We start from the raw sequence: 23233 nt of genomic DNA, 5'->3' as shown, positions 1-23233 counted from the left end.
TCACCAGTGTCCCGTCGGGCCGGCGCCGATGGGGAGTGGTGTTCTTACGGGAGACTGACGGAGGCCTGTCTCTATCGCGGCAACCCCAGCAGGCGCTCGCCGGCGAGGTTGAGCAGGATCTGCTCGGTGCCACCGGCAATCGACAGGCACCGGGTGTTCAGGAAGTACCGCACGTCCGGCGAGTCGACGATGCCCGCGCCGTCGCGGGAATCCATGATCGCCTCGGCGAGATTCTGTCGGTAGCGGACGCCGATCAGCTTGCGCACGCTGGAGGGGGCGCCGGGGTCGTGGCCGCCGACCGCCATCTGCGCGATCAACGCGTCCAGAAGCGCACCGACCTGCGCCGCGACGATGAGCACGCCGAGACGATCGGCTTCGGCGGGGTCGAGGTCACCGTCGAGCACCTCCAGGAGATGTTCCATCCCGCGGTCGAGCGCGCCGCCGGTGGCGATCGCCACGCGTTCGTTGGCGAGCGTGGTGCGGGCCAGCGGCCACCCGCCGTCGACCGGCCCCACGACCATCTCGTCGGGCACGAACAGGTCGTCGAAGAAGACCTCGTTGAAGAGGGCCTCACCGGTGATCTCACGCAGGGGGCGGATGTCGATGCCCGGTGACGTCATGTCCACCAGGAAGTACGTGATGCCCTTGTGCTTCGGGGCGTCCGGGTTGGTCCGGGCCAGACAGATCCCCCAGTCCGCCCGGTGGGCGTTCGACGTCCACACCTTCTGGCCCGTCAACAGCCAGCCCCCGTCGGTCCGAATTGCCTTGGTGCGCAATGCCGCAAGGTCCGACCCGGCACCAGGCTCACTGAACAACTGACACCAGTAGACGTCGCCGTTGAGCGTTCCGGGGATGAACTTCTCGATCTGCTCGGAGCTCCCGTGCCCCAGGATGGTGGGCGCCGCCCACCATCCGATCGAGATGTCGGGCCGCACCACGCCCGCCGCCTCGAGTTCCTGGTCGATGACCAACTGCTGGGCGGGTGACGCCGCGCGCCCGTAGGGCGTCGGCCAGTGCGGCGCCATGAGGCCCGCCTCGGCCAGGGCGGCCTGCCGCCGGTCCTCCGGCAGCGCGGCGATGTCGGCGACGATCCCGGCGACCTCGGCCCGGACGTCCTCGCCCTCGGTGACGTCGACGTGGAGCTGGCGGCGCACGCCGTCGCGCGTCAGCGTCGCGCACCGCCGCAACCAGGACGACCTGCCGCCGAGGAACTGGGCGTTGGCGTAGGCGCGCCGCATGTAGAGATGCGCGTCGTGCTCCCAGGTGATGCCGATGCCGCCGAGCACCTGGATGCAGTCGCGGGCGTTGACCTTCTCGGCCTCGATGCCGACGGCCGCGGCGACGGCGGCGGCGATCGACAGCTGGTCGGGGTCGGCGTCGGTGACGGCACTCGCGGCGTCGGCCGCGGCGATCGCGATCTGCTGAGCACGCAACAGCATCTCGGCGCACATGTGCTTGACCGCCTGGAAGCTGCCGATCGGCTTGCCGAACTGCTCGCGAACCTTTGCGTACTCGGTGGCCGATTCGAGGCACCACCGCGCCAGCCCGCTGGCCTCGGCGGCCAGCAGCGTCGCGGTGAGGTCGACGACGCGTTGGTGCGGCAGGTCGATCCTGGTGGCGGGTGCCGACGACAGCTCGACGCGGGCCAACGGGCGGGAGAAGTCGGTGGCCTCCAGCCGTTCGACCGTCACCCCGGCTGCCGTGGCGTCCACGTGGATCCACTCCTGCCCCGTGGTGGGCAGCACCAGCACCCCGTCCACCAGGGCACCGAGGACGTACTTCGCCGTACCGGTCGCGGTGGTCCCGTCGAAGGCGATGTCGGAGCCGAGCGCCACCCCGGCGGTGCGCTGCCCGGAGGCCAGTGCGTCGAGGAGCTTCTCGTCGGTGATCACCAGCGTGGCCAACGCCGTCGTCGCCACCGGACCGGGCACCAAGGCCGCGGCCGCCTCGTCGACCATCAGGCACAGGTCCTCGACGCTGCCGCCGGCACCACCCAGCTCCTCGGGCACGGCCACCCCGAACATGCCGAGCTGAGCCAGGCCGTCGTAGACCGGCCGCCACGCCTCGGGGTCACCCGCCTCGACGCCGCGCACCGCCGCGACGGCGCCCGAGGAGGCCGCCCAATCGCGGACGAGCTCCCGCACGGCAAACTGTTCGTCGGTGATGGTGGCGGACACCGCGCCTGTCGAAGCCATCGTCGGGCCCTCCCGGGTGTTGGAGAGAAGGCGATGCTTCTCACTAGAACGTGTTCTAATGGTGACATCGTTCTAACGTCAAGTCGACTGCCATTAGTCCAGGACAGGTCGGTGACCCGGGGGCACGGAGGTGGGACATTCCTGATTTGCGTGCGTATCGTTTTCACCTAATGCGTACTACGAAGGAGATGCCCACCGCGTGTCCGGTTCTTCCGTCCCAGCAAGCGAACGAGCACCCAGCGGCTCTGGGTCGGGGTCGTCGTCCACGACCGGCCCCCGCCAGGTGACGAAGGTGGCCGTCCTGGCCGAGTCCGAACTGGGATCCGAGGCCCAGCGCGAACGGCGCAAGCGCATCCTCGACGCCACCCTCGCCATCGCCTCCAAAGGCGGCTACGAGGCAGTTCAGATGCGTGCGGTCGCCGAGCGCGCCGACGTCGCCGTTGGGACGCTGTACCGCTACTTCCCGTCCAAGGTGCACCTCCTGGTGTCCGCCCTGGGCCGCGAGTTCGAACGCATCGACGCCAAGACCGACCGGGCGTCCCTGACGGGGGGCACCCCGTATCAGCGGCTGAACATCATGGTCGGCAAGCTCAACCGCTCCATGCAGCGCAACCCACTGCTCACCGAGGCCATGACGCGCGCGTTCGTGTTCGCCGACGCCTCGGCCGCGGGTGAGGTCGATCACGTCGGCAAGTTGATGGACTCGATGTTCGCGCGCGCGATGAGCGACGGTGAGCCCACCGAGGACCAGTTCCACATCGCCCGCGTGATCTCCGACGTGTGGTTGTCCAACTTGCTGGCCTGGTTGACCCGACGCGCCTCGGCGACCGACGTCAGCAAGCGTCTGGACCTCGCCGTCCGACTGCTGATCGGCGACGGGGAACACCCTAAGATCTGAGCGGTGTCACTCCCGGCAGACCTCGTCCGCGCCCTCGACGCCGCCGCCACGACGCCACGGCTGCTCGTCGCCTCCGACTTCGACGGCACCCTCGCCCCCCTCGTCGACCGCCCCGCCGACGCCCGGCCACTGCCGCGCGCGGCCGAGGCGTTGACGGCACTGGCCGAGTTGCCCTCGACGGAGGTCGCACTGGTCTCCGGACGCGCCCTGGCGGTGCTGCGGGAGTACTCGGGCATGCCGTCGACCGTGCACTTGGTCGGCAGCCACGGCGCGGAGTTCGACAGCGGATTCGCGCTGGAGATCGACGAGCAACTGCTGGCGACGATCACCTCCGAACTCGACGCGATCGCGGCGGGCCGGCCCGGGGTGACGGTGGAGTCCAAGCCCGCCAGCGTCGCCCTCCACGTCCGAAACGCGTCGGCCGACGACGGCGACGCCGCGCTCGCCGCGGCACGCGCGGTGGGTGACGCCTCAGGTGCCGAGATCACCGCGGGAAAGAACGTGCTGGAGTTCGCCGTCATCTCCACCGACAAGGGCGAGGCGGTCGACGTCATCCGCACGCAGAGCGGCGCCACGGCCGCGGTGTTCTTCGGTGACGACGTCACCGACGAGAAGGCGTTCCGGCGGATGGTCGGATCGGACGTCGGCGTGAAGGTCGGACCGGGTGAGACCCTGGCGGCCTACCGGGTCGACTCGCCGGAGGACGTCGCCGAGGCACTGAGCCACCTCCTCGAGCGGCGCCGCGGCTAGGCCGGCGGGCCCGACGTGCGGCCCCGCACCAGCTCGGTGTCGAGGATCTCCACCACGGGCAATCCCGACCGCGGAGGGTTGTGCAGCAGATCCCCTGCGCGGCGGCCCTTCTCGACACTGGGCTGCTTGACGGTCACCAGCCCGCGCGCCAATGCGTCTGGGACACCGTCGAATCCGGTGACTGTCATCTGCCCCGGCACGTATATGCCGCGACCCCGCAGATAGTCCATCGCCGACAGGGCGAGCACGTCGGTGGTGCACATCAGCGCCGTGATCCGCGGATTGATCCCCAGCGCCACCTCCGCCGCCGCCCCGCCGGAGGTCGGTACGTGCTCGCGGCTCTCCACCACCGTCAGCGAACTTGGTTGCAGCCCAGCCGCTTCCATGGCTTCCCGGGCGCCGTGAATGCGCTCCCGCTGGACGTAGAAGTGCGGGTTGTCCATCCGCTCGGGATCGGCCTCCGCGGCGTCGGCGTCGCCGTGCGGCCAGTCGCGTCCGAGGCGCATCGTCAGCACGCCGAGGTGCCGGTGACCGAGCCCGATCACGTGGTCGGCGACGCTGCGCATCGCGGCCCGGTCGTCGATGCCGACGCACGAGGCGTCCGGGACGTCCCGGGGTTGGTCGACGACCACGACCGGCAGGGCGCGCTGCGCGACCACCTGCAGGTAGGGATCGTCGTCGGAGGCCGAGTACACGACGAACCCGTCGACGCCGGCGGAGAGCACCGCGGCGGTCCCGTCACTCACGCTGCGGTTGGGGCCTGCGGCGACCAGCAGCAGCCCCTGCCCCACCGCCTCACACGACTCGGCGAGCCCTGCCACGAAGTCCAGCGCCGCCGGATCGCGGAACGAATAGTTGAGCGGTTCGGTCAGAATCAGCCCGACGGCACCGGCGCGGCGGGTGCGAAGAGAACGCGCCACCGGATCGGGTCCGGCGTAGCCGAGTTGCTTGGCCGTCGCCAGAACGCGCTCACGGAGATCGGCGGAGAGTTGGTCCGGTCGGTTGTAGGCGTTGGAGATCGTGGTGCGCGAGACCTTGAGTTCGGCGGCCAACGACGCCAGGGTTGCGCGCCGGCGCGGCGCAGGGCCTCTGGACATGTTGTATGACGCTAGCGGATTCGGTCCAGTTCACAGCGTCGACGGGGCTGCGTGGCGCACGCTGGTGATGACCCGGACGGTGCCGCCCATGACGTCGGAGACGTAGACGGTGCGGCCGTCGCGACTCGCAGCCATCAGGCCGGGTTGGATGCCGACCCCGACGTTCTCGACGGCGCGGTTGGTGGCGACGTCGACGACCGTCACGGTGCCACAGTGAATGTTGCTCAGATACAAGCGGTCTCCGCGGACCACCATGTCCACCGGCGCCGCGGCGGGCGGAATCGCGTCCAGGGCACGGCTCTTGGGGTCGACGTCCACGGCGGTGGTGGTCGACCTGTCCACGATGGTCAGCGCGTTGGTGGCGACGTTGACGACGTACAGCCGGCCGCCCACGACGGCCGCGTAGTACGGATACCCGGCCGTGTCGGCATGATCGGCGGTGTTGGTCGTCTGGTCGAGCACCGCGACCGTGCCGCCCGCGTAGTTGGTGACGTACACGCGGTCGGCCGTGGCGGCGAGTCCGAAGGGGTCGCCACCGACGGGAATCCGGACGAGCTCGGTGTTGTCGGCCAGGTCGATCACCGACACCGTGCCTGCCAGGTCGGCGACGTAGAGGCGGTCGTCGGTGACCTCGAGGCCGAACGGGTTGGCGCCCACGTCGATGACGTCGACCACCTCGTTGGACCGTGCGTCGATCACGGACACCGTGCCGTCGTCGGCGTTGCCGACGTAGAGCCGTCCACCGCTGGCCGCAAGCGCGAAGGGCATGCTGCCGACCTCGACCGAACCGACGACCATCTTGGTCGAGACGTCGACCACCTTCACCGAGCCGTTGCCCGCCGCGTCGGCGGAACCGTTGAGGACGTAGAGGCGGTCACCGATGACGGCCATGCCGTAGGTGAGCCCCGTGCCGACGTCGATGGTCCCGGTCGCGGCGGCCTCGGCCGGGTCGACGGGCGCGCGGACGTCGACCGTCCGACCGTCCGACGTCGCGACGGCGAAGGACGCGATTCCGTCGCCGAGATCCAGGTGGGTCGCCAGCCGGGCGGCCGGGGTGGGGGTGAACGCCCACTGTCCGGAGTCGGCGTCGACGGTGACGACGCCCACCCGGCGGTCGAGCTGGCCGACCAACGAGTACGTGGGTGCCTCCCCCTGACCGGAGTCGGAGAGCTCGACGTGACCGGCGACTCGGCCCGTCGTGTGGTCGACCCGGTCGACGACCGCGCCGGGCGTCACCGGGTCGGCGAGGATCAGCTCGGTCTGCCTCTGCGCGGCGACCGACGTCGGCCGCTCCCCGACGACGTTGCGTTCGGATTGCCGCCGCACCCAGGCGAGGACCGCCCACAGCGTCGGTGAGTCGACGGGACTTCCCGGCATCGGCAGGACGAGGGGAGCCAACGCCGCGGCGAGGACCCCGGTGAAGGTGCCCGCCGGTTCCCGCGCGGGCGTGCCGTCATCGGGCGCCGTGGTCACCGGACGGGCGGCGACGAACGCCGGCTCGGTCGTGCCGCGGTCGCCAACGGATATCAACTGGCTGCTGCTGCCGCCGACCGACGTCCGAGTGGTCCCACCGGCGAACGAGACGAACGCCGGCGGAATCGTCGAGATCACCGACGCGACGGGGTCGTGGGGCTTGCCGACGGGGACGTCCCGTGCCCGCGCCCGTGCGGCCTCCGCGTCGTCGTGGACCGCTGCGGTCGGCACGGGGGCCGTGGCGGCCTGAACCTCCGGGGCCGGCACCGCGACCTGCTCCGTGGTGGGCGTGGTGGTGGTGACCGACGAGTCGTCCGCCGTCGACTGGTTCTGCGCGACCTGCTCGCCCGTCGTGGTCGACGACGACGATGACGATGACGACGACCCGTCCGGCACGACCTGTTCGTACAGGTTCGAGGTGAGTGCGCCGCCCGAGCTGCGGACCGTCACCCCGGGCGCAGGCTCGATCGTCGACCCCGAGGCCTGGCCGGGGCCCGACGAACCGTCAGACCCCGACCCGGCAGCGACGGAGCCCGCCCCCGCAGGTGGTGTCGACCCCCCGGACGACACCACCTCGGGCTCCGTCTTCGAGCCCGGGTCCCCCGATCCCGGACCCTCGACCTGCGACGCGCCGGGTGAGGGCTCTGCCGACGGTTCGGCAACCACGATGCCCGGGTGGGCCACCGCCGCCGCACCGAAGCCGAAGGCGACCACGAGGGCCCCCGCGCACCGGAGGCGTTTCGTGTTGCTCACCGCCGATGCCCCTCGCCGCCGCGCCTCCGACGTTGTCCTTCCGACGTCGTCTGCGTAGATGATCGCCCGGGACGCGCACCGACCGCATCGGGGATTCCCCTATGGTTCTGCCGCCGGCGACCCCATGCCGTCGGTCTTTTTGCCCAGCGAACGGCCATGACCTAACATTTTGGGAACGGTTTTCATTAATATCAGGAGCGTTAGTCGTGTCTCGTCGCCACCGTGTCCGGTCCACGCGCGTCCGATCCGCGCTGACGCTCGCCGTCGCCGTGACGACGGTCACCGCGTCGGCGTGCGGAACCGCCACCTCGCCGGATCGGACCTCGCGACCGACCGTCGTCGCCACGACCGACGTGTGGGGCAGCATCGCGGGTGCGGTCGCCGGCGACCACTCGACCGTCCACTCCATCCTGACCAACGACACCGCCGACCCCCACTCCTACGACGCGTCCCCATCGGATGCCGCCGCGATCACCGATGCGACGCTGGTCGTCTACAACGGCGGCCACTACGACCAGTGGGCCGACGACGTCCTCCTCGCCCATCCGGACGTCACCACCGTCGACGCCTACTCGCTGACCCCGAAACCGTCGAACGGCCAACCCGCCAACGAGCACGTGTTCTACGACCTCGCGACCGCCAAGGCCGTGGCGACGAGCATCGCCGAGCACCTCGCGACCGACGACCCCGCCAACGCAGCCGCCTACCGCGAGAACGCCGCCACGTTCGGCGCCCAGACCGACGAGATCGCCGAATCCGAACGGGCGATCGGACGCAAGCACCCCGGCGTCGCCGTCGTCGCCACCGAACCCGTCGCGCACTATCTGCTCGAGAACGCGGGCATCACCGATCGCACCCCCGCGTCGTTCGCGAGCGCCGTCGAGGAGGGCGACGACCCGGCGCCCGCCGACGTCGCCGCCATGCTCGACCTGATCACCGGCCACCAGGTGTCCGCCGTCGTGCTGAACCAGCAGACCGAGACACCCGTCACCAAGCAGATCCAGGACGCGGCCAACACGGCGAACGTTCCCGTCATCACCATCACCGAGACTCTGCAGGACGGCCTCGACTATCTCGGCTGGCAGCGCAAGACCGTCCAGGAGTTCGCGGACCAGTTGGACCGCGCCCCCGCCGTGGCGCGATGACGGTCGTCGAGTTGGCCGGCGCCCGACTCGCCTTCGGCGACCGCGTGCTGTGGGCCGGCCTGGATCTCGAGGTGCGGGCCGGCGAATTCATCGCGGTGCTCGGCCCGAACGGCACGGGCAAGACCTCCCTGCTGAAGGTGCTGCTCGGACAGATGCCGCTCAGCGGCGGGACCGCCACGGTGACCGGGCAGATCGGCTATGTGCCGCAACACCGTTCGATGGACGGCAATCTGACGCTGCGGGGACGCGACCTGGTCGGCCTCGGCTACGACGGACATCGCTGGGGCGTCACCAGCCCCCGCCAGCGCACCGCCAAGCGGGCCGTCGTCGCGAAGGCGCTCGGCCAGGTCGACGGTGCCCACCTCGGCAACCTCCCGGTCGGCGTGATGTCGGGCGGCGAACTTCAGCGCGTGCGGATCGCCCAGTCGCTGGCCACCGACCCGGCGCTGCTGTTGTGCGACGAGCCGCTGCTCAACCTCGACCCCGCCAACGCCCGGTTGATCTCCTCGCTGATCGACCAGCGGCGGCGCGAATCCGACACCGCCGTCCTGTTCGTCACCCACGAGGTGAATCCCGTCCTGCCGTACGTCGACCGGGTGCTCTACCTGGTGGACGGCCGCTTCCGCATCGGGACCGTGGCCGAGGTGATGACGTCGGAGACGCTCTCGGAGCTCTACCGCGCCGACATTCAGGTCGTGAAGATCGGCGAGCAGTACGTGGTGGTCGGCGAGCACTGCGAGACGCCCCACGACCATTCCGAGCATGCGAGCGGACACCTCCATGACTGACCGCCTGGCCGACCTGCTGGCGCAGCTGTTCGCGTTCGACGTCACCGCCGACCTGTTGCGTCGCGACTTCGTTCAGCAGGCGTTGCTCGCGGCGGCGCTGTTGGCACTGCTGGCCGGGGCGATCGGACCGTTCATCGTGATGCGGCAGATGTCCTTCGCGGTGCACGGCTCGAGCGAGCTGTCACTGACGGGTGCGTCCTTCGCGCTGCTCACCGGGTTCAACGTCGGGCTGGGCGCACTGGTCGGAAGTGCTTTGGCGGCAATACTATTCGGCATCCTGGGGCAGCGGACCCGCGAGCGCGACTCCGCGATCGGCGTCGTCCTGGCCTTCGGCCTCGGTCTTGCGGTGCTGTTCATCCACCTCTACCCGGGACGGACGGGAACCAGCTTCGCGCTGCTGACCGGACAGATCGTCGGGGTCGGCTACTCCGGTCTCGCGCTGCTGAGCGTCATCACCGTGTTGGTCGTGGTCGTCCTCGCCGTGAGCTACCGCCCGCTGCTGTTTGCGACCGTCGACCCCGAGGTGGCGGCGGGCCGGGGCGTGCCCGTGCGCGCGCTGGGCATCGTCTTCGCCGCGCTGGTGGGTGTCGCCGCCGCGCAAGGCGTCCAGATCGTCGGCGCCCTGTTGGTGATGTCGCTGCTCATCACGCCCGCCGCTGCCGCGGCCCGCATCTTCACCTCGCCGCCGGCGGCGATCGTCGCCTCCGTGGTGTTCGCCGAGATATCCGCCGTCGGCGGCATTCTGCTCTCGCTCGCTCCAGGCGTACCCGTCTCGGTGTTCGTGACCACGATTTCGTTCACGATCTTCCTGCTGTGCTGGGCGATCGGCAGTCGGCGCCGCGTCAGCCGCCGGTAGCGACGGGACGCGACGGGTCCGCGGACCACTGCGACCACGACCCGGGGAAGAGCGCCGCGTCCACCCCGACCACGGCCAGCGCGGCGACCGCCACCGCCGCCGTGACGCCCGATCCGCAGTACGCGCCTGCGGTGTCGCCTAGCGCATCGGCCAGCTCGGCCGTCGGGCGGAACGCGCCGTCCTCGTCCAGAAGCGAGGTGCTCGGCACGTTGACCGCGCCGGGGATGTGACCCGCGACGGGGTCGACGGGCTCGACCTCGCCGCGGAAGCGCTCCGGAGCCCGCGCGTCGGTCAACCGGGGGCCGAGCGCCGCCGCGTCGTCCGCGCTCAACGTCGGCAGGGCCCCCGCGTAGAGGTCGTGGTGGGTGACGGTGACGTCACCCGGCTCCGGGCGGTCGGCGCCGGTCTCCAGGGCGCCCGTCCACGCCGCCAGACCGCCGTCGAGGATGCGCACGTCGGCCAGACCCGCAGCCCTCAACACCCACCAGGCCCGCGCCGACCCCGCCCGGTTCCAATCGTCGTAGACCACGACGGCGTCGCCGTCGTGGATACCCCACCGCCGCGCCGCGGCCTGCAGGTCGGCACCCGACGGCAATGGGTGCCTGCCCCTGCCCGGCACGCCGTGATCGGTCAGTTCGTCCTCCAGAGAGACGTACACCGCACCGGGAAGATGGCCCGCCTCATGGGCCGCCCTGCCGTCCGGCTCGGTCAACTGCCAGCGCACGTCCAGGATCCTGGGCGGCGCGCCTCCGGCGATCAGTTCCTCGAGTTCGGTTGCCGTGACCAGTACTTCGGATCTCACGCACTTGAACGTACGCTGACCGGCGTGGGCCAGCAGCACGCGTTCAGCGCGGACGAGAGACGGGCCGTATACCGAGTGATCGCCGAGCGTCGCGACATGCGCCGGTTCGCGCCCGGCGACGTGGCGGACGACGTCCTCGCCCGACTGCTCGCGGCCGCCCACGCCGCGCCCAGCGTCGGACTGATGCAACCGTGGCGGTTCATTCGCGTCACCGACGCCGACCTGCGACGCCAGATTCACGACCTCGTCGACGACGAACGCCGGCAGACCGCTCGGGCACTGGGACCGCGGGGCGACGAGTTCCTCAGGTTGAAGGTCGAAGGCGTGCTCGACTGCGCCGAACTGCTCGTCGTGGCGCTGCGCGACGGTCGCGACCGCCACGTCTTCGGACGCCGCACCCTGCCGCAGATGGACCTGGCCTCGGTGTCGTGCGCCATCCAGAACCTGTGGCTGGCCGCCCGCGCGGAGGGCCTCGGCATGGGCTGGGTCTCGATATTCGACCCCGATCGGCTCGGCGCTCTGCTCGGCATGCCCGACGGCGCCGCACCGGTGGCGATCCTGTGCCTCGGTCCGGTGCCCGAGTTCCCCGACCGGCCCGCGCTCGAGGTCGACCAATGGACCTACGGCAGACCGCTGAGCGAGTTCGTCACGGAGAACGGCTGGGCGCCACCCGAGCCCGCCGTAGGCTTACCGGCGTGTCCTCCGTGACCATCGACCTCAACGCCGACCTCGGAGAGGGCTTCGGGGTATGGCGACTCGGGGACGACGACGCCATGCTCGAGGTCGTCACCAGTGCCAACGTGGCGTGCGGCTTCCACGCCGGTGACCCGGCCGGCCTGGCTCGGGTGTGCCGCGCCGCGGCCCGACGCGGCGTCCGCATCGGCGCGCAGGTGAGCTATCGCGACCTCGCGGGATTCGGCCGCCGCTACATCGACATGGAAGCCGACCACCTCACCGCCGACGTGATGTACCAAATCGGTGCCCTCCAAGCCCTTGCCACCGCGGCGGGTTCCGCCGTCAGCTACGTCAAACCCCATGGCGCGCTGTACAACACGATCGTCCACGACGAGGACCAGGCCGCCGCCGTCGCGGCCGCGGTGCACGCCGTCGACCCGGGGCTGCCCGTCCTCGGGCTGGCCGGCTCGGCATTCCTCGCCGCCGCCGGCACCCTGGGTCTGCGCACCGTCGCCGAGGCCTTCGCCGACCGGGCCTACCAACCCGACGGGCGCCTGGTCTCCCGCCGCGAACCCGGTGCGGTGCTCGACGACGCCGAGGCCATCGCGGCCCGGGTGGCCTCCATGGTCGGCAGCGGGACGGTCGTGGCCGCGGACGGGACGACGATTCCCATCACAGCGGAATCGGTGTGCGTGCACGGTGATTCGCCCGGTGCCGTGCAGAGTGCCACGGCGGTTCGCGCACGTCTCGAGGCCGACGGCGTCACCGTGAAGGCGTTCACCTGATGCGGCTCAAGCTCGGGCGACCGAACCTCGCCGACTACCGCCAGTTCTTCGACCAACCCGCCGCGACGCCGCAGTCGCCACTGACCGTGACCTGGGCCGGGGTCGCCACCCTGCTCGTCGACGACGGCCAGTCCGCTCTGATGACCGACGGATTCTTCTCTCGCCCAGGCCTTCTCGCCGTGGCGACGCGCAAGATCGCCCCCTCGACACCCCGCGTCGACGGCTGCCTGGCCCGCCTGGGCGTGGACCGCCTCGACGCCGTCCTGCCCGTGCACACCCACTTCGACCATGCGATGGATTCGGCGGTGGTGGCGCAGCGCACCGGGGCGACGTTGGTCGGCGGCACCTCGGCCGCCCAGGTGGGTCGCGGTGCGGGACTTCCGGAGGACCGGCTCGTCGTCGTCACCCCCGGTGCGCCAATTTCCTTGGGAGCCTTCGACGTCACTCTCGTCGAGGGTGACCACTGCCCGCCGGACCGCTTCCCCGGCGTCATCGGCGCTCCCGTGGTCCCACCGGTACGCGCCTCGGCGTACCGGTGCGGCGAATCGTGGTCGACGCTGATCCACCACCGCCCGACCGGTCGACGGCTCCTCGTCGTCGGCAGCGCGGGCTTCGTCCCCGGCGCCCTGCGGGGACGCCAGGCCGACGTCGTCTACCTGGGGGTCGGGCAGTTGGGGCCGCAACCCGAGCGCTACGTCCGTGACTACTGGGACGAAGCCGTCCGCGCCGTCGGTGCCCGCCGCGTCGTCCTCATCCACTGGGACGACTTCTTCCGGCCGCTGCGCGACCCGGTGCGTGCCCTGCCCTACTCGTTCGACGACCTGGACGCCTCCATGGGGCTTCTCACCCGGCTGGCCAACGAGGACGGCGTGGCACTTCACCTTCCGTCACCGTGGGAACGCGCCGACCCGTGGAGCTGACGCTGGCGCTGGGGGCGCTGGCCGTGGTCCTGGCGTTCGCCATGTTCCGGCCGAGGGGATGGCCGGAGGCCGTGGCGGCGGTGCCCGCGGCGGGGCTGTTGATCGCCCTCGGCGTGGTGTCGTTAGACGACGCCATGGTGGAGGTCAGGAACCTGCTGCCGGTGGTCGGGTTCCTCGCGGCGGTGCTGGTGCTGGCCAAGCTGTGTGACGACGAGGGCCTGTTCCACGCCGCGGGCGTCGCGATGGCCCGCCGCAGCGCTGGTGAACCGCACCGCTTGCTGGGCACCGTCTTCGCCATCGCGGCGACGACGACGGCGGTCCTCAGTCTCGACGCCACGGTCGTGCTGTTGACACCCGTCGTCATGGCGACCGCACGCACGCTCGACATCCCCTCCAGACCGCACGCCTACGCCACCGCGCACCTGGCGAACACCGCATCGCTGCTGCTGCCGGTGTCGAACCTGACGAACCTGCTGGCCTTCTCAGCGGCCGGCCTCACCTTCGCGCACTTCAGTACCGTCATGGCGCTGCCGTGGCTGCTCGCGATCGCCGCGGAGTACGTCCTGCTGCGCTGGTTCTTCCGTCACGAGTTGGCCGAGCGGCCCCACGACCAGGTGACGCCACCGCCCGCCGAGATGCCGATCTTCGTGCTCGTCGTGCTGGCGCTGACCCTGGTCGGCTTCGCGGTCACCTCTCTTCTCGACCTCGCCCCGGCGTGGGCGGCGCTCGCCGGCGCGGTGGTACTCGGGGTGCGGGGGCTCATCCGCCGCCGTAGCAGCGTCGTGGGCATCGCGCTGTCCGCCAACGTGCCGTTCCTGGCGTTCGTCCTGTGCCTCGGCGTGGTGGTGACCGCGGTGATGAAGCACGGCCTCGACGACGCGATGCGCCACGTGCTGCCCACCTGCACGACGTTGCCTGCGCTGCTGGGCATCGCCGCGGCGGCCGCGCTGCTGTCGAACGTGGTGAACAATCTGCCCGCCGTGCTGGTGTTGCTCCCGCTGGTCGCCGGGCTGGGGCCCGCCGCCGTGCTGGCCGTCTTGATCGGGGTGAACGTCGGACCCAACCTCACCTACCCCGGCTCCTTGTCGAACCTGTTGTGGCGCAGCGTCGTCCAACGCGAGGGCGTTCGCGCGGGGTTCGTCGAGTTCAGTCGCGTCGGTCTGGTCACGGTGCCGGTGACACTCGTCGTCGGCGTGCTGGGGCTGTGGGCCGGGATCGAGCTGTTCGGAATCTGACGTGTTCGAGACGGCGGATGTTCGCCGGGACCGAGCCCGTCGGGGTGAGGTAGTTTGCTCGTGCACTCCCGACCCGAACGAGGTGATCGTTGACGACTCACGTGATGCCGTCACGCCAATCGCTGCGCGCACTGGATGCCGTCAACTTCTTCCTCGCCGACGTCCGCGACGGATTGGGCCCGTACCTCGCGATCTATCTCCTCGCGGTCCGCGGACCCGAGCACGGCTGGAACGAGGCCACCGTCGGATCGGTGATCACCATCGCCGGCATCGTCGGCCTGCTGTCCCAAACCCCGGCGGGCATTCTGATCGACCGCGTGAAGAACCGACGGGCGATCATCGTCGTCGCCGCCCTCGCCGTCACGGCCAGCTCGGTGGTCCTGCCCTTCGTCAGCGGATTCGCGTTGATCGCGATCAGTCAATCGGTGGCGTCGCTCGCCGCCGCGGTGTTCGCCCCGGCGATCGCCGCCGTCACCCTCGGATTGATGGGTCCGCGCATGTTCGCCCCGAGGATTGGTCGCAACGAGGCGTTCAACCACGCGGGCAACGCCACCGCCGCGGGCGTCGCGGCACTGCTCGCGTGGTCCCTCGGCCCGGTGGTGGTGTTCTGGTTGATGGGCGTGCTGGCGGTGCTCAGCGTGGTGGCCACCTCGCGCATCCGCGCTGACGAGATCGACGACGAGCTGGCCCGCGGCCTCACTCCCGACGACGGCGGGACGTCCGTGGGCGCGTGGACCACGCTGGTGACGAATCGCCCGCTGCTGATCTTCGCGGTCATCGCGTTCACGTTCCACCTGGCCAACGCCGCGATGCTGACGTCGGTCAGCCAGCTGCTGACGCGGGTGGTCGGCAAGGACAGCGCCACCTCGCTGGTCGCGCTGTGCATCCTGGCCGCGCAGCTGGTGATGGTGCCGGTGGCGATCGTGGTGGGACGCAAGGCCGACAGCTGGGGGCGCAAACCGATCTTCCTGGTGGCCTTCGCAGTGTTGACGGTCCGCGGCCTGCTCTACACCGTGTCGGACAACGCGGCGTGGCTGCTGGCCGTGCAGGCCCTCGACGGCGTCGGGGCGGGCATCTTCGGGGCGCTGTTCCCGATCGTGATCGCCGACCTGACCCGCGGATCGGGGCGGTTCAACGTCGCTCAGGGCGCGGTGGCGACCGTGCAGGGCCTTGGCGCCGCCCTGAGTGCGACGGTGGCCGGCTTCGTCATCGTCACCGAGGGCTATACGGTCGCGTTCTGGACGCTGGCCGCGGTCGCGGGAATCGGCCTGGTGCTCTACGCCAAGTTGATGCCGGAGACCAAGCTGACGACTAGCGACGCTGCCTAGCGATCTCGGCCAACACGACACCCGCGGCCACCGAGGCGTTCAACGACTCCGTCGGCCCCGCCATCGGAATGGACACGATCGCGTCACAGTTCTCCCGCACCAAGCGGGACAGACCCTTGCCCTCGGAACCGACCACGACGACCATGGGGCCGCTCGCGTCGAGCTCGTCGAGCTGGGTGTCGCCGCCAGCATCCAGACCCACCACCAGCAGACCCTCGTCCTTCCAGCTCTGCAGCGTGCGGGTCAGGTTGGTGGCCCGCCCGACGCGAAGCCGCGCCGCCGCGCCGGCACTGGTCCGCCACGCGACCGCCGTCACCGACGCCGACCGGCGCTGCGGGATCAGCACGCCGTGACCACCGAACGCGGCCACCGAGCGAACGATCGCCCCCAGGTTCCGCGGATCGGAGATGTTGTCCAACGCCACCAGCAGCGCCGGCGTCGAATCCGCCTTCGCCGACCGCAACAGGTCATCGGGATGGGCGTAGTTGTACGGCGGCACCTGCAGGGCGATCCCCTGGTGAAGACCGTTCGCGCTGAGGCGGTCCAGGTCGTGCTTCTGCACCTCCAGGATGGCGATGCCCTTGTCGGCCGCCCGTTGCACCGACTCGGTGAGCCGCTCGTCGGACTCCGCTCCGAGCATCACCCACAGGGCGGTGGCCGGTACGCCGGCGCGCAAGCACTCCAACACGGGGTTGCGCCCCAGCACGACCTCGGTCTCGTCGGTCTTCTTGTGCCGGCCCTGATCCTTGCGTGCCGCCGCGGCGGCACGCTTGCCCGCGGGGTGGTGCGGCCGCGCGCTGGCCGGTGGGGTGGCGCCCTTGGCCTCCAGCCCGCGCCTGCGCACACCGCCGGAACCGATCGTCGGCCCCTTCTTGGTGCCCGCCTTGCGCACCGCTCCGCGTCGTTGGGAGTTGCCTGCCATTATTTGTTGCTCCCGTCGCCGAGCTCCCACTGTGGTCCGTCGGCGGTGTCGGTGACGACGATGCCCGCCGCCTTGAGTCGATCGCGAATCTCGTCGGCCCTCGCCCAGTCTCGTTGTTCGCGCGCCTCCGCGCGACCCTCGAGGGCCCAGTGGACGAGCTCGTCGATCGCGGCCAGCGCGGCCGACGTCTCGTCCCGCGACTCCCAGCGCTCGTCGAGCGGGTCGCAACCGAGGATGCCCATCATCGCCCTGATGGACCTCGCGTGCCTCATCGCCGTGTCGTGGTCACCCGCGTCGAGGGCGCGATTGCCCTCGGCCCGCGCGGCGTGCACCTCGGCCAGCGCGGCCGGGACGGCGAGATCGTCGTCGAGCGCGGCACCGAATTTCTCGGTCCAGTCGCCCGGCACGACGGTGCCCACCCGGTTGCGCACGCGGTGCAGGAAGTCCTCGATGCCGGTGTAGGCCTTCACCGCGTCCTGCAGGGCGGTCTCGGAGAACTCCAGCATCGAGCGGTAGTGCGCGGAGCCAAGGTAGTAGCGCAGCTCGGCGGCTCGAACTCGTTGCAGCACAGCGGGAATGGCCAGCACGTTGCCGAGCGACTTGCTCATCTTCTCGCCACCCATGGTGACCCAGCCGTTGTGCATCCAGTACTGCGCGAAGCCGTCACCGGCCGCCCGTGCCTGTGCGATCTCGTTCTCGTGGTGCGGGAAGACCAAATCCATCCCGCCGGCGTGGATGTCGAACGCCGAGCCGAGGTAGGTCTCGCACATCGCGACGCACTCGGTGTGCCAGCCGGGGCGACCCGGGCCCCACGGCGTCGGCCACGACGGTTCGCCAGGCTTGGCGCCCTTCCACAGCGTGAAGTCACGCGGGTCGCGCTTGCCCGTCGCGACGCCCTCGCCCTGGTGTACGTCGTCGATCCGGTGACCGGACAGCTGGCCGTAGGCGGGGTAGCTCAGCACGTCGAAGTAGACGTCGCTGCCGCCCTCCCTGGTGTCGCGGTATGCGTGCCCGCCGGCGATCAGTCGCTCGATGAGCTCGACCATCTGGGTGATGTGGCCGGTGGCGCGCGGTTCGGCGGACGGCGGCAGCACGCCGAGGGCGTCGTAGGCGGAACTGAAGGCGCGCTCGAAGGTCGCCGCCCACTCCCACCACGGTCGGCCCGCGTCGGCGGCCTTGACCAGGATCTTGTCGTCGATGTCGGTGACGTTGCGGACGAACGCGACGTCGAAGCCCTTCGCGGTCAGCCAGCGACGCAGCACGTCGAACGCCACGCCGCTGCGGACGTGGCCGATGTGGGGCAGACCCTGGACGGTGGCGCCGCAGAGATAGATCGACGCGTGTCCGTCGCGCAGGGGGACGAAGTCACGCAGAACACCCGTCATGGTGTCGTGAATTCGCAGGGGCTGAACGGTCACGACGGGCCAGCTTACCGGCCCGTCAGTGCTCAACCGTCATCCTTGCTCGTCTGGTGTTATCAGGGCCGTCGCAATCGCGGCCAGACCTTCCCCGCGACCAGTCAGGCCGAGACCGTCGGTCGTCGTCGCCGACACCGACACCGGCGCCTCTAGCAGCGCGGACAGCAGCTGCTGCGCCTCGACGCGGCGGGGGCCGATCTTCGGCCGATTGCCGATTACCTGGACCGCGGCGTTGCCGACCCGGAACCCCTCGGCCCGCAGCAGCGCGTGTACGTGGCGCAGCATGTCGGCACCGCCGACACCGCGCCACTCCGGGCGGTCGGTGCCGAACACGGAACCCAAGTCACCGAGGCCGGCTGCACTGAGCAGGGCGTCGCAGAGCGCGTGCGCCGCGACGTCTCCGTCGGAATGCCCAGCACAGCCGTCGGCGTCATCGAATACCAAGCCCAGCAGCCAACAGGGCCGCCCAGCTTGGATGGGGTGTACGTCGGTCCCGAGACCGATTCTGAAATTCATCAATGTTCACCGCTGCAGCATCTGCTGCCGCGACGACGTCAGGAAGCGGCAGCCAGGACTTCGTCGAGGATGGTTTCAGCCTTCTCCTCGTCGGTGTTCTCGGCCAAGGCCAGCTCACCAACCAGAATCTGCCGAGCCTTCGCCAGCATGCGCTTCTCGCCCGCGGACAGCCCACGCTCCTGGTCCCGACGCCACAGATCGCGGACGACCTCCGCCACCTTGTTCACGTCACCGGAAGCCAGCTTCTCCAGGTTCGCCTTGTACCGACGCGACCAGTTGGTCGGCTCCTCGGTATGCGGGGCGCGGAGCACCTGGAAGACCTTGTCCAGGCCTTCCTGGCCGACGACGTCGCGAACGCCGACGTACTCGGCGTTGTCAGCAGGAACTCGAACGGTGAGATCGCCCTGCGCCACCTTGAGGACGAGATATTCTCGCTGCTCGCCCTTGATGGTTCGGCTTTCGATCGCCTCGATCAATGCAGCACCGTGATGTGGATAGACAACGGTGTCTCCGACCTTGAAAATCATCAGATTAGAGCCCCTTTCACCACCCAATGTTAGCACGGGGCCAAGACACGTGTTGCGCAACGATGCAGGTCAGGGGCCCCGCGGGTGAAGACTAGGGGTTGACACGGTCGAGAATCCGTGCAACGCGCAGGGCTGCTGGCAACCCCCGGCCGACGGATCGTCATGCCCCCCAGACCCGTTCGGAACGGACGGTCGAGCCCCGTCGACGGACCTCGGCTTCCACCGCTCGTCGCCACCTACTACTCTGCATAGTCGACACTCGGGATGCACGTCACGGTCGTCCCGTCGCCGAGCAGGAGGCTTCAGTGACGCTCTCGAAATCGCGCACTTCCGTGGTCGCACTGGCCGCGTGCGGGCTGTCCGCCGCCATCGTCCTGTCCGGTTGTGGCGCAGGCCAGATCTCGCAGACGGCCACGCAGATGCCCGCCGTCAACGGCACGCTCGCGTGGGTGGGCGACCCCACCTCGGGAATCGCCCTGCGCAACGTGCACCTGCGGGCGCCCCAGACCGCCGACTACGTCCGACCGGGCGACGACGCAGAACTGCTGTTCGTCGCGGTCAACGAGTCCGCCGAGAACGGCGACCGGCTGGTGTCGATCACCTCCGACATCGGCACCGTGAGCATCACCGGTGACGCCCGGGTGCCCGCCGGTGGAACCCTCATCGTGGGGACGCCGGACGGCGCTCCGAGCGCCCTGGACGCGACCGAGGGCGCCGCCACCGTCGAGGCCGCGGTCCGGCTCTCCAAGCCGATCACCAACGGCCTGAACTACCCCTTCACCTTCACCTTCGAGCGCTCGGGTCAGGCCCAGGTGAACGTGCCGATCTCGGCTGGCGAAGCCCCTCGCCGCGAGGCAGCGGTCGAGGCAGGCGCCGAAGCCGACACGGCCGGCCACTGAGCCTCGCCACCACCGTTCTGTCGGTGCGGCCCGATACGGTCTGCACGTGGCAAAAGTGGGTTCCAAGGCGCGTTCGCAGCACCGGTGTTCGGAGTGCAAGCACGTCACCGCCAAGTGGGTCGGCCGGTGCCCGGACTGCGGCAGTTGGGGCACCGTCGACGAGATCGCCGTTCTCACCCCCATCACCGGTGCGGCCACCAACCGTGCGGTCGCGCCGAGCTCGCCCGCCGTCCCGATCAGCTCGATAGATCCCGGTTCCACCAGGCACTTCGCCACCGGCGTCAGTGAGCTCGACCGGGTGCTCGGCGGCGGCCTCGTCCCCGGGTCGGTGACGCTGCTGGCCGGAGATCCCGGGGTCGGCAAGTCCACTCTGCTGCTCGAGGTCGTCCACCGTTGGGCGCTGTCCGGTCGTCGTGCCCTGTACCTGTCGGGCGAGGAGTCGGCGGGCCAGATCCGGCTCCGTGCGGAGCGCACCGGATGCACGCACGACGAAGTGTTCCTCGCCGCGGAGTCCGACCTGCAGACCGCGCTCGGTCACATCGAACAGGTCAAGCCGTCGCTCATCGTCGTCGACTCGGTGCAGACCATGTCGACCACCGAGGCCGACGGCGTCGCCGGTGGCGTCACCCAGATCCGGGCGGTCACCACCGCGCTGACGATGGCCGCGAAGACCACCGGGGTCGCCATCATCCTGGTCGGCCACGTGACCAAGGACGGCGCCATCGCGGGCCCCCGTTCGCTGGAGCACCTCGTCGACGTCGTGATGCACTTCGAGGGCGACCGGTCCTCGGCGCTGCGCATGGTGCGCGGTGTCAAGAACCGCTTCGGCGCGGCCGACGAGGTCGGTTGTTTTCTGTTGCACGACAGCGGAATCGAAGGGGTGGCCGATCCTTCGGGCCTCTTCCGGGATCAACGGCCGCAACCGGTGCCCGGTACCTCCGTGACGGTGACGCTCGACGGCAAACGGCCTCTCATCGGCGAGGTGCAGGCGCTCATCGGGTCGCCCGCCGCGGGCAACCCACGGCGGGCGGTCAGCGGCATCGACTCGGCCCGCGCGGCGATGATCACCGCCGTCCTCGAGAAGCGGGCGGGACTGAAGATCGCGCAGAACGACATCTATTTGTCGACCGTCGGCGGTATGCGGTTGACCGATCCGTCGTCCGACCTCGCGGTGGCCCTGGCGATCGCATCGGCCTGCTTCGACATCCCCATGCCCACTACGGTGGTGGCCATCGGCGAGGTCGGTCTCGCGGGCGACCTCCGCAGGGTGACCGGCATGGACCGCCGGCTGGCGGAGGCGGCCCGGCTGGGGTTCACGTGCGCCGTGGTTCCGCCCGGGGTGAAGGACGTGCCGGCCGGTTTGACGGTGCGGTCCGCCGACGACATCTCGGGAGCCTTGCGGGTGCTCAGGAACATCTCCGACAATGTGAGGGACAATGGCGGCCGACGCTAGGAGGGATGATGGCCGTGAAGGCTGCCAGAAGCGGGCGCGGCAACGTCGTCCAACTCGCGAGACCGACGCTGCGTGAGACGCTCGGACAGCTCGCCCCGGGCACCGCGCTTCGCGACGGTCTCGAGCGCATCTTGCGGGGACGTACCGGCGCCCTGATCGTCCTCGGCTTCGACGACTCGGTCGAGGCCATCTGCGACGGCGGCTTCGCCCTCGACATCGCCTATGCACCGACTCGACTGCGCGAGTTGTCGAAGATGGACGGCGCGGTCGTGCTGTCCAGCGACGGAACCCGCATCCTGCGCGCCAACGTCCAACTCGTCCCAGATCCCTCGATCCCAACCGACGAATCCGGCACCCGGCACCGGTCGGCCGAGCGCACCGCCGTGCAGACCGGTTATCCCGTTGTCTCCGTGAGTCATTCGATGAGCATCGTCACGGTCTACGTTGCGGGTGAGCGGCACGTGGTGCCCGATTCCGCGACGATCCTGTCGCGCGCGAACCAGACGATTGCCACCCTCGAGCGTTACAAGGCCCGTCTCGACGAGGTCAACCGGCAGCTCTCCACGGCGGAGATCGAGGACTTCGTGACGCTGCGCGACGTCATGACGGTGGTGCAGCGCTTGGAGATGGTGCGCCGCATCAGCCTCGAGATCGACGCCGATGTCGTCGAACTGGGTACGAACGGGCGCCAGCTCAAGCTGCAGCTCGAAGAACTCGTCGGCGACAACGACACCGCCCGGGAACTGATTGCGCGCGACTACCACTCCAATCCCGACCCGCCCTCGACGGCTCAGGTACTCGCCACGCTCGACGAGCTCGACACCCTCAGTGACAACGAACTGCTCGACTTCACTGCGCTGGCAAGGGTTTTCGGCTACCCGTCGACGCTCGAAGCGCAGGACTCCGCGATGAGCTCGCGGGGCTACCGCGCGATGGCGGGCATTCCGCGGTTGCAATTCGCCCACGTCGACCTGCTGGTCCGGTCGTTCGGATCGCTGCAGGGCGTGCTGGCCGCAAGCGCCAACGACCTGCAGTCGGTGGACGGCATCGGGTCGATGTGGGCCAGGCACGTCCGTGAAGGGCTCTCGCAGTTGGCGGAGTCGACGATCGCCGATCAGTTGGCCTGAGCGTCGGTGCGCACCGTTCTGGTGGTGGTGCACCCAGAGGCGACTCATCACGTCGAGGGCCGCGTCCGCGGATGGCACGACTCCGATCTGACTCCCGAGGGGTTGCGTGACGCCGATGCGATCGCCGTCGCGATCCGGTACGCAATTCCCGTCGGCGCTCCGGTGGACGTCTACTCGTCCGACCTAATGCGTTGTCGGCGAACGGCTGAAGCGATCGCGACACCTCTTGGAGCGGCGCCGTCGTTCGACTGGGGCCTGCGGGAGAAGTCCTACGGCGTCGCCGAGGGACGACCGCAGGAGTGGCTCGATCACCGATTCCTGCCGCCACCTTTAGTCGGGGATCGACTGTTCCACCACGAGGGCGTCGACGGTTCGGAGACGAAGGCAGCCTTCGCCGAGCGCGTCTACGCCGCGATGGACGCAATCCTGTGCCAGCCGGTCCAGTGGCAGGTGATCGTGACCCACGGTTTCGCGCTGACCTACGTCGTCGCAGCATGGATCGGCATGCCCGAGGCAGCACTGGGTTACGTCAATTTTCACGCCGCGCCGGGCAGCATCACCACACTCCGCGAGGACGACTACTTCCACAACCGCTCGCTTGCCCGACTTGGCGACACCGGCCACTTGAGGCCCAAATAGCATGCGGCTCTGACATATTCGGGGTTGAGCGC

Annotated in this window: 22 protein-coding genes; 14 read left to right on the top strand and 8 right to left on the bottom strand. The window is 69.9% G+C overall.

Going from position 1 to position 23233, the window contains the following annotated elements:
- Nucleotides 1-71: 71 nt before the first annotated feature.
- The gene (locus H7J06_RS22700) at nucleotides 72-2195 is read right to left on the bottom strand and encodes an acyl-CoA dehydrogenase family protein (protein WP_264041459.1); all 2124 of its coding nucleotides are present in this window, start codon (nucleotides 2193-2195) and stop codon (nucleotides 72-74) included.
- A gap of 199 nt (nucleotides 2196-2394) precedes the next feature.
- Here H7J06_RS22700 and kstR point away from each other — a divergent pair, with 199 nt between their 5' ends.
- Together kstR and otsB are read left to right on the top strand one after the other, a co-directional pair.
- Nucleotides 2395-3093 (top strand): cholesterol catabolism transcriptional regulator KstR, encoded by a 699-nt coding sequence (gene kstR / locus H7J06_RS22695; protein WP_308205819.1) that lies wholly within the window; start codon nucleotides 2395-2397, stop codon nucleotides 3091-3093.
- 3 nt (nucleotides 3094-3096) lie between these two features.
- On the top strand, nucleotides 3097-3843 hold the full coding sequence (gene otsB, locus H7J06_RS22690) for a trehalose-phosphatase (protein WP_264041457.1): 747 nt from the start codon (nucleotides 3097-3099) through the stop codon (nucleotides 3841-3843).
- Here otsB and H7J06_RS22685 read toward each other — a convergent pair.
- Nucleotides 3840-4940 (bottom strand): Rv3575c family transcriptional regulator, encoded by a 1101-nt coding sequence (locus H7J06_RS22685; protein WP_264041455.1) that lies wholly within the window; start codon nucleotides 4938-4940, stop codon nucleotides 3840-3842. The genes otsB and H7J06_RS22685 overlap by 4 nt on opposite strands.
- A 30-nt stretch (nucleotides 4941-4970) precedes the next feature.
- Nucleotides 4971-7166, bottom strand: a complete 2196-nt coding sequence (locus H7J06_RS32460) for a YncE family protein (RefSeq protein ID WP_264041453.1) — start codon at nucleotides 7164-7166, stop codon at nucleotides 4971-4973.
- Nucleotides 7167-7372: 206 nt separating this feature from the next.
- Here H7J06_RS32460 and H7J06_RS22675 point away from each other — a divergent pair, with 206 nt between their 5' ends.
- The 3 genes from H7J06_RS22675 to H7J06_RS22665 are packed head-to-tail and all read left to right on the top strand — an operon-like array spanning nucleotide 7373 to nucleotide 9955.
- Complete coding sequence (locus tag H7J06_RS22675) at nucleotides 7373-8311, top strand: metal ABC transporter solute-binding protein, Zn/Mn family (RefSeq protein ID WP_264041451.1); 939 nt, start codon at nucleotides 7373-7375, stop codon at nucleotides 8309-8311.
- Entirely contained in the window at nucleotides 8308-9099 is a 792-nt protein-coding gene (locus H7J06_RS22670) for a metal ABC transporter ATP-binding protein (protein ID WP_264041448.1), read from the top strand. Before H7J06_RS22675 ends, H7J06_RS22670 begins: the two co-directional genes overlap by 4 nt.
- On the top strand, nucleotides 9092-9955 hold the full coding sequence (locus H7J06_RS22665) for a metal ABC transporter permease (protein ID WP_264041447.1): 864 nt from the start codon (nucleotides 9092-9094) through the stop codon (nucleotides 9953-9955). The genes H7J06_RS22670 and H7J06_RS22665 overlap by 8 nt, the downstream gene beginning before the upstream one ends.
- Here H7J06_RS22665 and H7J06_RS22660 read toward each other — a convergent pair.
- Nucleotides 9942-10757 (bottom strand): sulfurtransferase, encoded by an 816-nt coding sequence (locus H7J06_RS22660; protein ID WP_264041445.1) that lies wholly within the window; start codon nucleotides 10755-10757, stop codon nucleotides 9942-9944. The genes H7J06_RS22665 and H7J06_RS22660 overlap by 14 nt on opposite strands.
- 15 nt (nucleotides 10758-10772) lie before the next feature.
- Here H7J06_RS22660 and bluB point away from each other — a divergent pair, with 15 nt between their 5' ends.
- The 5 genes from bluB to H7J06_RS22635 all read left to right on the top strand — a co-directional run bounded on the left by bluB (nucleotide 10773) and on the right by H7J06_RS22635 (nucleotide 15700).
- Entirely contained in the window at nucleotides 10773-11465 is a 693-nt protein-coding gene (gene bluB, locus H7J06_RS22655; protein ID WP_275079780.1) for a 5,6-dimethylbenzimidazole synthase, read from the top strand.
- Nucleotides 11462-12217: a LamB/YcsF family protein gene (locus H7J06_RS22650; RefSeq protein WP_372515399.1), complete on the top strand. Its 756-nt coding sequence runs from the start codon at nucleotides 11462-11464 to the stop codon at nucleotides 12215-12217. Before bluB ends, H7J06_RS22650 begins: the two co-directional genes overlap by 4 nt.
- Nucleotides 12217-13137, top strand: coding sequence for an MBL fold metallo-hydrolase (locus H7J06_RS22645; protein WP_264041439.1), 921 nt, complete (start codon nucleotides 12217-12219; stop codon nucleotides 13135-13137). The genes H7J06_RS22650 and H7J06_RS22645 overlap by 1 nt, the downstream gene beginning before the upstream one ends.
- Complete coding sequence (locus H7J06_RS22640) at nucleotides 13134-14372, top strand: SLC13 family permease (protein ID WP_264041746.1); 1239 nt, start codon at nucleotides 13134-13136, stop codon at nucleotides 14370-14372. The genes H7J06_RS22645 and H7J06_RS22640 overlap by 4 nt, the downstream gene beginning before the upstream one ends.
- An 89-nt stretch (nucleotides 14373-14461) precedes the next feature.
- Nucleotides 14462-15700, top strand: coding sequence for an MFS transporter (locus H7J06_RS22635; RefSeq protein WP_264041435.1), 1239 nt, complete (start codon nucleotides 14462-14464; stop codon nucleotides 15698-15700).
- Here H7J06_RS22635 and rlmB read toward each other — a convergent pair.
- Genes rlmB through carD form a run of 4 tightly spaced genes read right to left on the bottom strand, consistent with a single transcriptional unit; the run spans nucleotide 15684 to nucleotide 19083 of the window.
- Nucleotides 15684-16622, bottom strand: a complete 939-nt coding sequence (gene rlmB, locus H7J06_RS22630) for a 23S rRNA (guanosine(2251)-2'-O)-methyltransferase RlmB (RefSeq protein ID WP_264041433.1) — start codon at nucleotides 16620-16622, stop codon at nucleotides 15684-15686. The genes H7J06_RS22635 and rlmB overlap by 17 nt on opposite strands.
- Entirely contained in the window at nucleotides 16622-18025 is a 1404-nt protein-coding gene (cysS, locus tag H7J06_RS22625; protein ID WP_372515398.1) for a cysteine--tRNA ligase, read from the bottom strand. Before cysS ends, rlmB begins: the two co-directional genes overlap by 1 nt.
- Nucleotides 18026-18076: 51 nt before the next feature.
- Nucleotides 18077-18556: a 2-C-methyl-D-erythritol 2,4-cyclodiphosphate synthase gene (gene ispF, locus H7J06_RS22620; protein WP_264041431.1), complete on the bottom strand. Its 480-nt coding sequence runs from the start codon at nucleotides 18554-18556 to the stop codon at nucleotides 18077-18079.
- 38 nt (nucleotides 18557-18594) lie between these two features.
- The gene (gene carD / locus H7J06_RS22615) at nucleotides 18595-19083 is read right to left on the bottom strand and encodes an RNA polymerase-binding transcription factor CarD (protein WP_149481142.1); all 489 of its coding nucleotides are present in this window, start codon (nucleotides 19081-19083) and stop codon (nucleotides 18595-18597) included.
- Nucleotides 19084-19388: 305 nt separating this feature from the next.
- Between carD and H7J06_RS22610 the strand changes: the two genes are divergently transcribed.
- Genes H7J06_RS22610 through H7J06_RS22595 form a run of 4 tightly spaced genes read left to right on the top strand, consistent with a single transcriptional unit; the run spans nucleotide 19389 to nucleotide 23201 of the window.
- Entirely contained in the window at nucleotides 19389-19982 is a 594-nt protein-coding gene (locus H7J06_RS22610; protein ID WP_264041430.1) for a copper chaperone PCu(A)C domain-containing protein, read from the top strand.
- A gap of 46 nt (nucleotides 19983-20028) precedes the next feature.
- Nucleotides 20029-21435 (top strand): DNA repair protein RadA, encoded by a 1407-nt coding sequence (gene radA / locus H7J06_RS22605; protein WP_264041429.1) that lies wholly within the window; start codon nucleotides 20029-20031, stop codon nucleotides 21433-21435.
- 8 nt (nucleotides 21436-21443) lie between these two features.
- The gene (disA, locus tag H7J06_RS22600) at nucleotides 21444-22562 is read left to right on the top strand and encodes a DNA integrity scanning diadenylate cyclase DisA (protein WP_264041427.1); all 1119 of its coding nucleotides are present in this window, start codon (nucleotides 21444-21446) and stop codon (nucleotides 22560-22562) included.
- A 6-nt stretch (nucleotides 22563-22568) separates the two neighbouring features.
- Nucleotides 22569-23201, top strand: coding sequence for a histidine phosphatase family protein (locus tag H7J06_RS22595; RefSeq protein ID WP_264041426.1), 633 nt, complete (start codon nucleotides 22569-22571; stop codon nucleotides 23199-23201).
- Nucleotides 23202-23233 lie beyond the last annotated feature (32 nt).

The sequence above is a fragment of the Mycolicibacterium hodleri genome, from assembly GCF_025822245.1.
Taxonomy (GTDB): domain Bacteria; phylum Actinomycetota; class Actinomycetes; order Mycobacteriales; family Mycobacteriaceae; genus Mycobacterium; species Mycobacterium hodleri.
This window is presented reverse-complemented; position numbering and strand designations above follow the sequence as displayed.

Bases quoted from the DNA above. Each gene is read 5' to 3' on its own strand.
- H7J06_RS22665 (WP_264041447.1), top strand. From the start codon at position 9,092: ATGACTGACCGCCTGGCCGACCTGCTGGCGCAGCTGTTCGCGTTCGAC.
- H7J06_RS22700 (WP_264041459.1), bottom strand. From the start codon at position 2,195: ATGGCTTCGACAGGCGCGGTGTCCGCCACCATCACCGACGAACAGTTT.
- ispF (WP_264041431.1), bottom strand. From the start codon at position 18,556: ATGAATTTCAGAATCGGTCTCGGGACCGACGTACACCCCATCCAAGCT.
- H7J06_RS22670 (WP_264041448.1), top strand. From the start codon at position 8,308: ATGACGGTCGTCGAGTTGGCCGGCGCCCGACTCGCCTTCGGCGACCGC.
- disA (WP_264041427.1), top strand. From the start codon at position 21,444: ATGGCCGTGAAGGCTGCCAGAAGCGGGCGCGGCAACGTCGTCCAACTC.
- H7J06_RS22645 (WP_264041439.1), top strand. From the start codon at position 12,217: ATGCGGCTCAAGCTCGGGCGACCGAACCTCGCCGACTACCGCCAGTTC.
- carD (WP_149481142.1), bottom strand. From the start codon at position 19,083: ATGATTTTCAAGGTCGGAGACACCGTTGTCTATCCACATCACGGTGCT.
- H7J06_RS22685 (WP_264041455.1), bottom strand. From the start codon at position 4,940: ATGTCCAGAGGCCCTGCGCCGCGCCGGCGCGCAACCCTGGCGTCGTTG.
- rlmB (WP_264041433.1), bottom strand. From the start codon at position 16,622: ATGGCAGGCAACTCCCAACGACGCGGAGCGGTGCGCAAGGCGGGCACC.